This window comes from Gottfriedia sp. ABJ_BB2_2 (assembly GCF_055484705.1).
Window position 1 is genome coordinate 248,560 of record NZ_JBVFKR010000002.1, and the last position, 12,498, is coordinate 261,057.

The following is a 12,498-nucleotide window of genomic DNA, read 5'->3' on the forward strand; positions in this document are numbered from 1 at the left end:
AAAAAAAGACTTCTTGTATGAAGTCTAAATTATAATATAGTTTCTATTTACGGGATAGGAGTACTGTAAAATAATTATCATCTTTCTTTAACGACTAGTAAGAATATACTGTAATTTAGTATTAATACTTTTATAACTAACGCGCCAGTTAGTTCAATAAGAAACTCGAATTTAACCACTCTACCAATAATTCCAAAGTTCTAATTACCTCTGACACTTGGATATCATCTGCCATTTCTTTAATCGGTAGCCATTTAAATTCTTTCAACTCTTGCTGTTCTAACGGTAATTCAGGGTCAAAGCCTAACTGAGGTGTTGAATTTCGTTCTAGTGTTTGTACCAAGAAACACTTTTCAACACCATGCTCATAATTATTTGTATATAAATGTTTAATTACCTTGACCTTTAAATTAACTTCTTCTTGTACTTCTCTAATTACAGCTTCTTCGAATGTCTCATGGTTTTCAAGTCCACCACCTGGCAATGTCCAAAAGTGCTTTTCACCTTTAATTATGTGAACCATAAGGATATTATCATTCTCAATTATTGCTGCAAATGCTCTTGATCTATTACTCAATGTTTCACCTCACGATAATCGAAAATTACACTTATTTAACTAACGCGCCAGTTAGTTGAATAAGCTATTATATTAATCCTTCTTTAGTTAGAATCTCATCACCTGACATGTCTACGGTAAACCATGTCGAATTATCATATTCTTCAACGTTATTATTCCAGGCAACTACAAAGTGAATTTGAGAAATTTCATTTTCATCAAGTTCGTCAAGTCGCACAGAAAGTCCTTTGTATTCATCTATATACTCAATAATGTAATCTGGAAATTCATGATTAAAAGAACTAAATCGATTTGCCATTAAATCCTTATCATTTGATCGATTTATTAATGTTAATCCATCTTCAGTACCTAATGTCATTCGATTTTCTTCATAATCAAATGTTATGGCATCAAATCCTTCGCCACTATTAGGTCCACTAACTAAATCATTTAAATTCTTTGGTATTAATTTAGTTTCAATTATACATTTTAGATTATTAACTAAAGGTTTTATTCTCCAAACTCCAGCAACTACCTTTTCAACATTCATATGATTAGGAATTGTATGAGTAGGTTCACAAATAACTAATTCAGCAATGAATTTATTGTGGTTATAACTTAGTAAAGTGCCACTGCTAGATAACTTTAAACAATCTACTTTTGAATTGATATTAGAAAAATTGTATTCATCAACCTTTAATTCAAAAACAATTTTTCCGAAAGGTGTATCAATAACTGAGTTACAATTTTGTGTCTGAAAATAATTATGATTACTCTTAAAAAGTTTCATAGTTTGATTACCTTTCAGTAGGCTATTCCTTATCCAATTAACGAGCATTTTAGTTCAACAAGGAAGTTATTATTTTACTTTCCGTTTCGATTCATAGATAAATTTATTAAATCATTCGCAATACCATTACCCAGTGCTTGAATATGTAGATGGTCATGCAAATAGGGTCTTTCTATATTCCATGTAAGTGAAAATTTATTATCATTTTCACTTTCCTTTATATCATAACCAATAAGTTTTCTTTCGGTCCAGGTCTGTGTTCCAGTTGGTATGAGCCAGAATAAGACAGTTTCGGTATTTTCAGCTTGGACCTGAAACGTTATTCTCTTTGTTCCTTTTGGAATTTTTGCCCAGTTACCTTCCATTGGATAATTCGTTTTAAAACTTTTGATGATTGGCTCTTTTATCATATCTGGTTGGTTACTTAGGGAAGCATATCCATTTATAAGCCCTACAGTTAGATATATTTTTAACAGAAACATTTAAATCACCTCAACCAATAGTTTTTACATATTTTACAAATCATATGTTATTACCAATTAAAAAGACGGAATGAATTCGCATGTGAATTCATTCCGTCTTTTTAGTTCTAATAAAAACGGCTTATTCAATTATAAGTATACTTAATTTAATGTAACTAACGCGCCAGTTAGTAGAATTAGGTATTTTAAAAATTGGTTTCTATCAATGATGAAGTATTGCACATATTAATACAAAGAAATATTTTCTTTAATATTGAATTTAAGCTTTCCATCTGCATCAATTGATTTTATTTTAATTAAAATATCACCAGAATAACCACCTTCAAAATAGCCAATAACAGTTTCTGTATGTAATTTACCTTTGTTATCTTTATAATGAAGCTTCATCGAACTCTCACCAATATCAACAGAGGGATTTACGTTAAGTTTATAATCTTTATTTAAATCAATTAAGGGTATCTTAATATCTGATTTAATATTATCGTAGGTCAAATATAAACCAGATAGTTCTTTATTTGTCTGATTTTTTATTTTAATTTCAAATCCACCATGTATAAGATCATAACCTTTTATCCCTACTAATCCTATTATCATAATCGTAATTACAACTAAAATTTTTTTCATGTTTATCCCCTAATTAGTAGTTTTTGTTTTCTTTTGACTTTTTTAATGGTTGAAAAAATTTGTCCTCGAATTTTTCATTAAACATTAAAATATTTCTTGTAATACTTAATTTGGGTAATGTGAAATATATCATGGTTGCAGTTGCAAAGCTTATTAGTATACCTGCTATAACATCAAATGGATAATGAACACCTACCCAAATACGGGAGATACCAACTAAAATAGCTAAGAAGATCCATAAGATTGACCAACCTCTTTTGAAAAGCCAAAATGAATTACAAAATGAGAAGAATAGGATTGTATGATCACTTGGAAAGGAATTATCTTTTTCTTTCTCGATCAACTTATTTACATCTGATAATTCTACATATGGTTGATAATTTAAATGAAATGCACCAGATATTTTACCGATAATAAAAGCACAAATAAAAGTGATTGTTGCACATAGGATCATTAATCTACTGTTTTTGTCTCGTGTAAACCAGATAATAAGAACACCCAATGCAAGTAAAAAAACCATATACTCAGCAATAAAACTGAAAATAGGGTTTAAATATGTATACTCTTTTCCTAAGTCATTAATTAATCTAAATAATGCAATATTAACTTCAGAAAGATCCAAATCTAGCCACCATCCTATCTCTTTTTCTATATCTTAAATGGGAGATAGAGTGATTAGCCATCGATTCAAATGACATTTTATGTTTTTATGTGACAATTTTGTTAGGCTTTTCAATATTTGCATATAAACAGTTGAGCGAATTACCTTATAAAAAAACGACTCCCTTATTAGGAAATCGACTTTTATAGTTTTCTTATGTAACTAACGCGCCAGTTAGTTCAATAAGTTTTACAAAATGTAATAAACAAATCTTTTTATTCTATTACTTCAGGATTATTTGCTGAATAATCTACTAAATTAGGAAATTCAATTGACTCAAATTTAAAATAAATCTGAGTACTATCCCAATCCTCCCACCCATATGCCTCATGTTGAGGAATAATAGACACGAAATATCTTAGATTCCTATTAAATATGACCTTATTAAGTTGATTAGTTATCCCTTCATAATGGTTCTTATCAATAATGTATTTTTTGCACTTAACTGATTTAAATAATTTTTCTCTCCATATTGGAGATATGCTAACACTATACACTACTTCAATTAAATGATTTTTATGTAATTTCTTTCTAATTCTTTTGTTCATAAAGGCTCCTCTTTTAACTCGTAATTTAAAATGAAGAACTTCAACTAACGCATCCGTTAGTTGAAGTTCACTTGCTAAAGTAATACGCGAATTTAGTTTAAAGTTATGCCTGCTTTATGAATACTTTTGAAATGGACAAATTATTGTTACTTACTAATGATTGAATTAGAAAGTGTATTGCATCAATACCACTACTACCCATATCAAAGTAAAAAACATACTTATTTCTTATTTTTCTAAAATACCTCATAAATTTAATAAACTGAGTGTTATTTTTTTCTGCTTCAATGTTCCATCAATCATAAGCACCCTTTAGCGTATCAACTATTTGCTGTTTCTCCTCATCACTTCCTTGATTATTTAAAGCTACTTCGAATAGTATGTCTGCATCAATATAACCCGAATACTCAACATCAAACGGGAATGTTTCGGAGTCAACTACGATAGTTTTTTTCTTGGTTACTCTTTTTAATTCGTCTATTGGAAAATCTGTACACCAGTTAAATGTGATATCCAATTCTTTAACATTACTAATGGGGTAAATTCTCTCATTCATTGGAGAACTCCATCTAATTGTGACTTTTTCGCTCATATTGTTCCAAGCCACAATAGATATTAATGTAAAGCCATTTCCTTCATTATCAAACAAAACATCAGCTCCATCAATAACAAATCCGCATATGCAATTAATGAGAGGTTCTCCTAATAATTTACTGCCACTTTCATCGAGTTGTTTTACCATTTTTTCTAAAAATGACGGGTGAAACTCATTCCAATGCGGAAAATCTACCGTTAATTCTCTCCTTTTTCTGCCCATAAAAATCTACCTTTCATATGTAAATATTCTAATGATAATTATGCCTTATTTTCTAATTGAAAAATAGCGATTTTCTTTCTTTCCTCAATCCTTTCTTGAACTAAACTATCTTTTAATTAAACAAAAAAAGAGTCACTGAAGTGACTCGTGATTTTGTTCAACTAACACGCCAGTTAGTTGAAAAACAATTGTACGTAGTAGACTTGGGGTTCGGGGCTTAACTTTTGTCACATAGAATAAAAAATATTCCTAAAATAGTACTATGGTTTTTTAGTATTAGTTTCAATTAAAGGATAATCTCTCCTTACGTCGAAATATATCAATTGGTTGTGTCTAAATTCACTAAGGAGGAATGTTCTATGTCACTTGGTCTTTATATATATCAGAAAACAAATGGAAATTCTGATGAAACAAGGTCTGTAGACGGTATCAAAGTTTCACCACCTCCAAATCCCAAAAAATAGACTAAAAGATTCGATATAAGGAGTTGTAACATGACTAAACAACAAACCGTTAATTCTGACGGAAAACTAAATGAATCGGTAGACGGAGTTAAAGTATCTCCACCATCTAGACCCACCCCTCGAAAATAGAGTGCATATTTCACTTGAAAGGATGAACTTGTTTGCAAAAAAAACATCCAAACCCATCATCTAAGTCCAACTCTGGACAACCTATATCAAGGTCTCCCGGTGGTAGAGTTAAAGGTTCAGTAGATGGGGTTAAAGTATCACCGCCACCAAAAAAAGGATAAAGTTAATTACTTTCTTCAGGAATGGTATCTGAAGCTAACAATGATTTATAATCTATTTCTTCAACAACCATTCCTGATTTAGTATCAACATAAGATCTAATAATTGTATAGTTTTTGTCTTTTAAATAATCTTTCCACTCTTGTGTTTCTTCTAATACTAATCCTTTATCTATTTCAAGTGGTCTTGATGCCTTTGTCATAGATCCAACTATAAATTCTTCAGGTTTATCAATCTTATATATAATAAAAACTGCCTTTTTACCACTTATTTCATTTTCCTGTTCTTCTTGTTTTTCATTAACTTTTATGAAAAATTCTTCCCAAACAGATGAACTAGAGGATAAAGGAGCAATATTTCTTGTTTTTCTCACGTAATTAATTCTATTTCTAATGAATTCATGCCCCCATAAACTCCAAAACCAACAAATAAGGAAGCTCACTATAAAACTGACTACCAAAAATAACACTAAATATTTAATATCAGCAGTAGCTTTACTTAAAGCTTCTACAGTCCATACTTTATCCACAGATAGTAAATCTAATTTTATTAAAGCACTCCAGGTATTCAATACTAGCAATGTGATAAAACTTACAGGCAACCACAACATTGCAGCAATACCTGATAATTCAGGCGCAGTATGTTTAACAGTAGGACTTAGGCCAAATACCTGCAACCAAAAATAAGCCATAATTCCAGGTAAAATGAATATAAATGTACTTAAAAATTCCGCCATGCTTTCACCTCGTATAATATTATTCTCCATTTAATGGATGAACCCTTTTTAATAAAAAATACGCCTACTGTATTAGTGGTATTTAATGCACATTATCCTCCATTTGCAAAATAAAAAGACCCTAAAATGAGCTCTTTAAGTTGATTCTATTCGCTTCTAAAAAATAAGCCTTGTTTATAACCCTTTAATTTTAAGTGATTGTCTACCCCTTCTATAAAATGGAAGATCGCGTCAATAACCGTTTCAAATACTAAAACTGCTTCTTCTTTTGATGCGTTAACCTTCGTCCCATGTGCTATTTCATTTCTCCACTTAAGAGCTTTCTTCTCCCAAACTTTCCAAGCAGATGATGAAGCTAATTTAACACCAAACAAATTATGCATTAATGGATTTACTTTTACAGGTATTTCAGTGGCAGTTAATATTCTTGATATACTATCTTCATCTAGCCCTATCTGTGAATATCCCATTGTGATAGTTGAATCAACAAATGTTTCTAATGCTATTTCAGACAACAATATACTTGTAAGGTAGTCATTAGATCGCAGTTGGTCAAATGCATATTGTAGCATGTGTAACCAGGGTACTTCATAATCTTCTGTTTTATAATTAACCATAATCATAACTTTTCCAGTTTCACCAACTATAGATGGATCACTGCTATTATCTAATGATGTAAAAATATCAAAACCGTTATTTGTAATATTTGTAGAACCGGCAAGATATGGACCTGTTGGAAACAACATAATTTTATATATTTTCTTAATATTTTCAGGAAGTTCAACATGGTCGGTATAGCCGATTTTAACATCAATAACACTATTAAACATATCATTTGCCAAGAAGAAATTTGGGGTGATATGGTCTTCGACCTTTTTTAAACCATTTTTTATTCCTTCGTAAATTGTAAATTCACTACCACACTCCGGATCCGAACAAGTTATAAATTCTTTTTCATAATCTTCCTCAGAAACCGATGAACCTCTTGTACATTTATTACATTGAATCATGAAAGCTCCAAACTTTGAAAAATCCATTGTTTCCCCCTCAAAAAAACACTTCTATTTCTACCTCTTTGTCATAATTTGAACAACTAAAGCGCCAGTTAGAAATATTTATAATATGATTCAGTATGTGACTTAATTGAACAATTGTTTTTATAAAACACATTTTGCATTTTTATATTTGTCTCATGAGTACTTCCTTTATAAAAAGTCGCTCCCATTTGTTTTAAAATACACAATGCTTGATAGTGTAATTGAGCACTTCTACCTTTACCACGCTCATCAGGTAATAGTCCAAAATAGAATAGCCTTCCTTCCTCTTTTGTTCCAGGCTCTAAATGAGGAATAGTGATTCCAATTGGTTTGCACCCTTCATATATGACTATACAAGATTTGTACCAATTTGATCCCAATAGAGTTTTCACAGAATCTAGTTGTTCCTCTATCGAAAGAGATGGCTTTCTATTTAGAGAACCTTCCATACATTGTTTCCAAAGCACTTTGAAATCAACTTCTGAAAAAAATTTATCTCCAATAGAATGCCACTCATAATCAACACATGTACTACAGATATCATTTAATGATCTAAACACTTCAACTTTGGATGTATATAAATCAAATCCAAGTTCAATTAACATTCTTGAACAACTTAAATATTGATTTGAAGCTTTGTTAATGAATACGCCGATTCGTTTAACTTGAGTATTAATACTTTGATTAATTAAAGTTTTCAATTCATTTACCAAGTTTTCTTCATTAATTGAATCTTTCTCTTCAATATTTATATATTCAGTTGCACATTTTACTATCTTAAACGAGTGACTATTTAGTATATCTACTTTTAATATTTCATCCATATGTTCAACTCCATATAATCTCAAATTAATTCCATAGCTTTTTTCTTATTGTACTATCCCACAAATTGGCATTTAAAAAGGTCGAAATAAGCCTTTTATGATGTTCACATAATTTGAATTAAAATATTATTTATTTAGTCACTTAGGAGTACTACTAGAATAATAGCTATATTTACAAAGATAAAAATAAGATGAAATAATATTCCTACTTCTAATAATCTTAATTTTCCTTTTCTCTTAAACGTCATTAATAGTAAATACGTTATTATTGCTAGAAATATAGCAATAAATGGTCCAAATACAATGGCCGTCATTGATGCTGGACCGCCGGCTAACTGTTCGTTTACATCATATAAAATGGCAATTAAAATAATCATAAAATAATAATTAATAAAGGAAATAATGGAGTAAAAACTAATTTGCAATTCAGTATATACTTCTTTTTCTTTCAATCTAATCATCCTATCTCAGGAGATATTACTTTTTGCAATAATCAAACTAAGTTAGTATTTCGTGCTGTTTAATTAGATGCTGCACTCATAAACGTTAAAGGAAGTTCCTGTTCCATATCCATTTGCGACCTCATGAATAACAATCTTTTGAAGTCCATTAATTTTTAATGCATTTTCAAATTCACCTTTTTCATACAGACGCATTGGAAAATCCATTATTTCAGTCTTAATAATTAAATCATTTTGTATCAGTTCATATTTCAGCTTCGTATGTAACATTTTTTTTACTGGATCATACTGGACTTTTTTATTTTCCACGATTGTTTCTTCATGAAACTTTACACAATTCGTTTGAACCCAATTAAAAATTTCTTCAGCTTCACTCTTCTTGGTTATTATCGTTAAAAGTAATTTCCCATCATTCTTTAACATCGATTTCATATTATCTAAACTCTGGTCAACCAAGTGATCTGGTAGTAGAGAAAATGAGCCGAATGGAATCATGATTAAGTCATATTTTTTATCGCTTTTGTATTCCTCTATTTTTTCATTAAAAATAATGGGAAAAAGATTTAATTCCCCACATTTTTCCTTACATAATTTCAGCATATCCTCTGAGATATCAAATCCTTCAATATCTATCCCCTCTTGCATAAATGGAATCAACATTCGTCCATTTCCACACATTGGTTCTAACACTTTCATGTTCTTGTCTTTCACAAAAGAAAGAAAAAAATCGAGTTCCTTCCCCTCAGCAATTGACTTATTACTTTCATATATTCTTGTACATAGTTCCCCGTAGTAATCAACCATTCTTGCACCACCTGTTACCCTTACTTATAAATTAATAATTCTTAATTATCTTACCATTCAAAAAAATATTTTCCAATTCATCTTTTTAATTCCTCTTATTCAATTAGGACCCCATATACTTAAATAAAAAAAAAGTAACCTTTGGCTGTTCATACATGCTTTTAATCAATATTTTAGTCAATAATATTTATATGAAAGTATTATTGGAGGGAATTTCCAAATGTTATTATCCACTACTTGGCAAAGTTACTATAATGATAAAATAATCGAAGGATACTCATTAATCACATTACAAGCATATCAGTTACAATCGAATCTATTAATAAAACATTTTGGTGATATCGCTATTGATCAAATTACAACTGAAGGATTAAAACAGTATCTTGGAAAGGTAGGTGTAACCTTAAAGCCTGCAAGTCTGGCACATCGCGTGCGCTTTATTAAATCTTTTTTCCGTTGGGCGCATGAAGAAGGTAAAATCCAAAGAAATCCTACCTCAAAACTAAAAGAACCTAAATCAGGAACTCGAATCCCTAAGTTCTTAACTGAAAAAGAAATTGAACACCTTCGTGAAGCATGTCAAACAGCAAAAGAACATGCATTAATTGAATTTATGTATTCATCAGGATGTAGGATAGGTGAAATTGTATTAATTAATAGAAGAGATTTAAATTGGTCTAATAACTCTGTAGTTGTACGAGGGAAAGGTGATAAGGAAAGGGAAGTATACTTCAATGTTCGATCTGAAATTTGGTTAAATAGATATTTAAATGAGCGAAAAGACGAAGATGCCGCATTATTTGTAACAGATAGAGCCCCACATAGATTAAGTATCGCGCAAACACGATATATCATTAAAAATGTTTCTTTACGTTCCGAGTTTAATAAAGAAATTTCACCACATCAACTAAGACACAGTTACGCAACTCATTTAATGGATAATGGGGCTCCTCTTGAAGTAATCCAAAGTTTATTAGGTCATGAAAAAAGTGAAACAACACGTATTTATGCCGAACTAAGTGGAAAACAACGTCATGAGCATTATAGTAAATTCTTTTAAAATAGGACTTAAAAGCAAATTACTCACATTCCTAATTTAGGATTTACAAATAATAAAATATGTAAATATTTGTGAACCTCTTCACTTAAACTAAACTGCCATTTAGTTGAATAAGAAACTATAGAAAATAAAGGTCTTTAATTGAAAAAAACAGAGGATCCTTTAATTTGATACTCTGTTTTTTCAACCCACGAAAAACGTAATTTATGAAATATTAAATTTACTGGAATTCAATTATTATTCCTAAACGATCAGCAATTTTTTTTGTAAACTCTTTTTGTGCATTATATTCACAATTCTTATAAACCTTATTCATCCTATCATAAGCGGATTGAAAATAACCATACTTTTGATACAAAATAGTTAAGAAATGAGGTGATTCGTTCCATAAAAAACCTTCTTCATTCTCCATGGACTTTATTAGATTATCAATAGTACTTATTGAATTAAAATGTGGGAATATATAGGAGTTAATATCATCATCGATTTGTTTTCTTAATTCTTCTATATTGGTCTTCGAATTTAGTTTATACCATTCATGAGAGCGATTAGCTAAATTTGAAATATTCACCTGATAAATCGAATCATCTAAAATGGGAAATTTAGGTAATCTCTTCATAAAATAAATACCAAATAAACTTTCTAAAAAGATACCTGTTCTTAAAGTAAAAGATACATCATCAGCCTCTTTCCAGACATCATAAATTTTTACAACAAACGAAAAGTCTGAATTTTTTTTAACAAATGTGTCTCCTTTCTTTTTAAACCCATTCGAAATGAATTGCGGTCCTATTATTTCATTAATAATTTTTCTATAAGTCTTCTCCAATTGTTCCACCCCCACATTATCTTCTTTTATTTCATTACACCTAATTGGTCAGAATCCTTTTATTAAATATATAAAAACAATCATGTAACTAATTTAGTTAGTGACTAGTTAAGATTCCTAGTAAAACGGATTTATTTTATTATTAATTTAGTAAGCAATGGACAAGCACATATTTTTATTATTCTTCGGCGATTATGATGAGTACCCGATATTTGAATATATAAATTGAAAAAGTGAATCCTAATAATTACACCCTACCTCCAAAAATTATTGGAGGTGCAATTATGTCACTAAAAAAGTAGGTAATTCTTGGGCTTTCCGAATCGATGCAGGTACTGATCAAAAAACTGGTAAACGTAAACAAGTTTATCGTAGTGGTTTTAACACGCGTCGTGAAGCACAAGAAGAAATGATCAAACTTAAAAATGAAATTGCAAAAGGAAATTTCATTGAACCTACTAAAGAACTATTTAATGACTTCATTACAAACTGGGTCAATTCAACCTACAAAAGTGAGGTTCAAATAACTAGTTTTGAAAAGGCCCAAACAATAATTCGTGTCCATATAGTTCCTTATTTTCAATCAACACCTTTACCAAAGATTACAACTTATGACATTGATCAGTTTTATGCCTCAAAATTAAATGAAGGTTTATCAAATGCCTATGTAAAAATTATGCACAATATTTTATCTAAAGCATTTCAGAAGGCATTGCAGTGGGAAATGATAAAAACAAATCCGGTAAAAGATTCTACACCTCCAAGAATTTCAAAGACAAGAAAACAAACTTGGACTGTTGATGAAGCAAAAATTTTTTTAGAAGTTTGCGCACGTGATAATTATTTAATCCCATTTCAATTAGCCATTTTTACTGGAATGCGTCGCGGTGAAATTTTAGCTCTTAGATGGCGTAACGTTGATCTAGTAAAAGGAGTTATTTACGTTGAAGAAAACTTAGTACGATCTAAAAATAAAGGTCTTCTTATAAAAGAGCTAAAAACAAACCATTCATTTCGAGAAATCTTTATATCAGATAGTGTCATTAAATCATTACAAGAGTATAAAACCTCACAGATTAAAAAAAGATCAAAAGTAAAAAACTTTAAAGATCTTGATTTAGTTGTTTGTGCAAAGAATGGAAATTACCTTGAGCCTAGAAATTTGATTCGTAAATTTAAACAGCTCATTCGAAAAGCAAATTTACCCGTAATTCCATTTCATAATTTGCGCCACACTCATGCCACAATTTTAATGAGAATGGGCGAGAATCCTAAAATTGTTAGTGAAAGATTAGGTCATTCAAGAGTTGAAACAACACTTGGTATTTACTCACATTCCAATGAAGAAATGCAGAGGAATACAGCTGATCGATTTGATGAGAAATTTGGTTTAAATTAATGTGCTCGTGAAGTTTGTGTGCAGTCTTTGTGCAATGAATAATATTCATTACAAAAAATGGAAATAAATGAAAATAGAGAAAAAGCCCAAACCCTTGGTACACTTAGGTTTGAGCCTT

16 protein-coding genes and 1 pseudogene are annotated in these 12,498 nt (G+C 30.1%); 4 read left to right on the forward strand and 13 right to left on the reverse strand.

Going from position 1 to position 12,498, the window contains the following annotated elements; all coding sequences use genetic code 11:
- Positions 1-148 precede the first annotated feature (148 nt).
- The 7 genes from ACX6U0_RS06110 to ACX6U0_RS06140 form a co-directional block, all read right to left on the reverse strand.
- The gene (locus ACX6U0_RS06110) at positions 149-577 is read right to left on the reverse strand and encodes an NUDIX domain-containing protein (protein WP_464959084.1); all 429 of its coding nucleotides are present in this window, start codon (positions 575-577) and stop codon (positions 149-151) included.
- Between the two features lie 67 nt (positions 578-644).
- On the reverse strand, positions 645-1,346 hold the full coding sequence (locus tag ACX6U0_RS06115; RefSeq protein ID WP_464959085.1) for a hypothetical protein: 702 nt from the start codon (positions 1,344-1,346) through the stop codon (positions 645-647).
- A gap of 74 nt (positions 1,347-1,420) precedes the next feature.
- Entirely contained in the window at positions 1,421-1,828 is a 408-nt protein-coding gene (locus tag ACX6U0_RS06120) for a hypothetical protein (protein ID WP_464959086.1), read from the reverse strand.
- 225 nt (positions 1,829-2,053) lie between these two features.
- Complete coding sequence (locus tag ACX6U0_RS06125; protein ID WP_464959087.1) at positions 2,054-2,452, reverse strand: hypothetical protein; 399 nt, start codon at positions 2,450-2,452, stop codon at positions 2,054-2,056.
- A 13-nt stretch (positions 2,453-2,465) separates the two neighbouring features.
- Positions 2,466-3,074, reverse strand: coding sequence for an undecaprenyl-diphosphatase (locus tag ACX6U0_RS06130; protein ID WP_464959088.1), 609 nt, complete (start codon positions 3,072-3,074; stop codon positions 2,466-2,468).
- Positions 3,075-3,328: 254 nt separating this feature from the next.
- The gene (locus tag ACX6U0_RS06135) at positions 3,329-3,661 is read right to left on the reverse strand and encodes a hypothetical protein (RefSeq protein WP_464959089.1); all 333 of its coding nucleotides are present in this window, start codon (positions 3,659-3,661) and stop codon (positions 3,329-3,331) included.
- Between the two features lie 295 nt (positions 3,662-3,956).
- Positions 3,957-4,478, reverse strand: coding sequence for a hypothetical protein (locus tag ACX6U0_RS06140; RefSeq protein WP_464959090.1), 522 nt, complete (start codon positions 4,476-4,478; stop codon positions 3,957-3,959).
- Between the two features lie 625 nt (positions 4,479-5,103).
- On the opposite strand from ACX6U0_RS06140, the gene ACX6U0_RS06145 reads away from it, so the two are divergent.
- Positions 5,104-5,232, forward strand: coding sequence for a hypothetical protein (locus ACX6U0_RS06145; protein ID WP_464959091.1), 129 nt, complete (start codon positions 5,104-5,106; stop codon positions 5,230-5,232).
- A gap of 2 nt (positions 5,233-5,234) precedes the next feature.
- Here the strand turns inward: ACX6U0_RS06145 and ACX6U0_RS06150 are convergent, their stop codons facing one another.
- The 5 genes from ACX6U0_RS06150 to ACX6U0_RS06170 form a co-directional block, all read right to left on the reverse strand.
- A complete protein-coding gene (locus ACX6U0_RS06150) occupies positions 5,235-5,966 on the reverse strand; it encodes a hypothetical protein (RefSeq protein ID WP_464959092.1) in 732 nt (243 codons plus the stop codon).
- Between the two features lie 146 nt (positions 5,967-6,112).
- Positions 6,113-7,003 (reverse strand): hypothetical protein, encoded by an 891-nt coding sequence (locus ACX6U0_RS06155; protein ID WP_464959093.1) that lies wholly within the window; start codon positions 7,001-7,003, stop codon positions 6,113-6,115.
- A 68-nt stretch (positions 7,004-7,071) separates the two neighbouring features.
- On the reverse strand, positions 7,072-7,827 hold the full coding sequence (locus tag ACX6U0_RS06160) for a GNAT family N-acetyltransferase (RefSeq protein WP_464959094.1): 756 nt from the start codon (positions 7,825-7,827) through the stop codon (positions 7,072-7,074).
- Positions 7,828-7,961: 134 nt separating this feature from the next.
- Positions 7,962-8,279, reverse strand: a complete 318-nt coding sequence (locus tag ACX6U0_RS06165) for a hypothetical protein (RefSeq protein ID WP_464959095.1) — start codon at positions 8,277-8,279, stop codon at positions 7,962-7,964.
- A 72-nt stretch (positions 8,280-8,351) separates the two neighbouring features.
- Positions 8,352-9,092 carry a class I SAM-dependent methyltransferase gene (locus tag ACX6U0_RS06170; RefSeq protein ID WP_464959096.1) on the reverse strand — a complete coding sequence of 247 codons (741 nt, stop codon included), beginning with the start codon at positions 9,090-9,092 and terminating at the stop codon, positions 8,352-8,354.
- A 220-nt stretch (positions 9,093-9,312) separates the two neighbouring features.
- Here ACX6U0_RS06170 and ACX6U0_RS06175 point away from each other — a divergent pair, with 220 nt between their 5' ends.
- Positions 9,313-10,152 carry a tyrosine-type recombinase/integrase gene (locus ACX6U0_RS06175; RefSeq protein WP_464959097.1) on the forward strand — a complete coding sequence of 280 codons (840 nt, stop codon included), beginning with the start codon at positions 9,313-9,315 and terminating at the stop codon, positions 10,150-10,152.
- A 220-nt stretch (positions 10,153-10,372) separates the two neighbouring features.
- Here the strand turns inward: ACX6U0_RS06175 and ACX6U0_RS06180 are convergent, their stop codons facing one another.
- Positions 10,373-10,981: a DUF4304 domain-containing protein gene (locus ACX6U0_RS06180; protein ID WP_464959098.1), complete on the reverse strand. Its 609-nt coding sequence runs from the start codon at positions 10,979-10,981 to the stop codon at positions 10,373-10,375.
- 319 nt (positions 10,982-11,300) lie between these two features.
- Here ACX6U0_RS06180 and ACX6U0_RS06185 point away from each other — a divergent pair.
- Positions 11,301-11,417: pseudogene (locus ACX6U0_RS06185) on the forward strand (Arm DNA-binding domain-containing protein); the annotation flags it as partial.
- A complete protein-coding gene (locus tag ACX6U0_RS06190) occupies positions 11,391-12,380 on the forward strand; it encodes a tyrosine-type recombinase/integrase (protein WP_464959557.1) in 990 nt (329 codons plus the stop codon). The pseudogene ACX6U0_RS06185 and the gene ACX6U0_RS06190, both read left to right, overlap by 27 nt.
- Positions 12,381-12,498 lie beyond the last annotated feature (118 nt).

Bases quoted from the DNA above. Each gene is read 5' to 3' on its own strand.
- ACX6U0_RS06170 (WP_464959096.1), bottom strand. From the start codon at position 9,092: ATGGTTGATTACTACGGGGAACTATGTACAAGAATATATGAAAGTAAT.
- ACX6U0_RS06120 (WP_464959086.1), bottom strand. From the start codon at position 1,828: ATGTTTCTGTTAAAAATATATCTAACTGTAGGGCTTATAAATGGATAT.
- ACX6U0_RS06140 (WP_464959090.1), bottom strand. From the start codon at position 4,478: ATGGGCAGAAAAAGGAGAGAATTAACGGTAGATTTTCCGCATTGGAAT.
- ACX6U0_RS06160 (WP_464959094.1), bottom strand. From the start codon at position 7,827: ATGGATGAAATATTAAAAGTAGATATACTAAATAGTCACTCGTTTAAG.
- ACX6U0_RS06155 (WP_464959093.1), bottom strand. From the start codon at position 7,003: ATGGATTTTTCAAAGTTTGGAGCTTTCATGATTCAATGTAATAAATGT.
- ACX6U0_RS06125 (WP_464959087.1), bottom strand. From the start codon at position 2,452: ATGAAAAAAATTTTAGTTGTAATTACGATTATGATAATAGGATTAGTA.
- ACX6U0_RS06150 (WP_464959092.1), bottom strand. From the start codon at position 5,966: ATGGCGGAATTTTTAAGTACATTTATATTCATTTTACCTGGAATTATG.
- ACX6U0_RS06175 (WP_464959097.1), top strand. From the start codon at position 9,313: ATGTTATTATCCACTACTTGGCAAAGTTACTATAATGATAAAATAATC.
- ACX6U0_RS06115 (WP_464959085.1), bottom strand. From the start codon at position 1,346: ATGAAACTTTTTAAGAGTAATCATAATTATTTTCAGACACAAAATTGT.
- ACX6U0_RS06135 (WP_464959089.1), bottom strand. From the start codon at position 3,661: ATGAACAAAAGAATTAGAAAGAAATTACATAAAAATCATTTAATTGAA.
- ACX6U0_RS06190 (WP_464959557.1), top strand. From the start codon at position 11,391: ATGATCAAACTTAAAAATGAAATTGCAAAAGGAAATTTCATTGAACCT.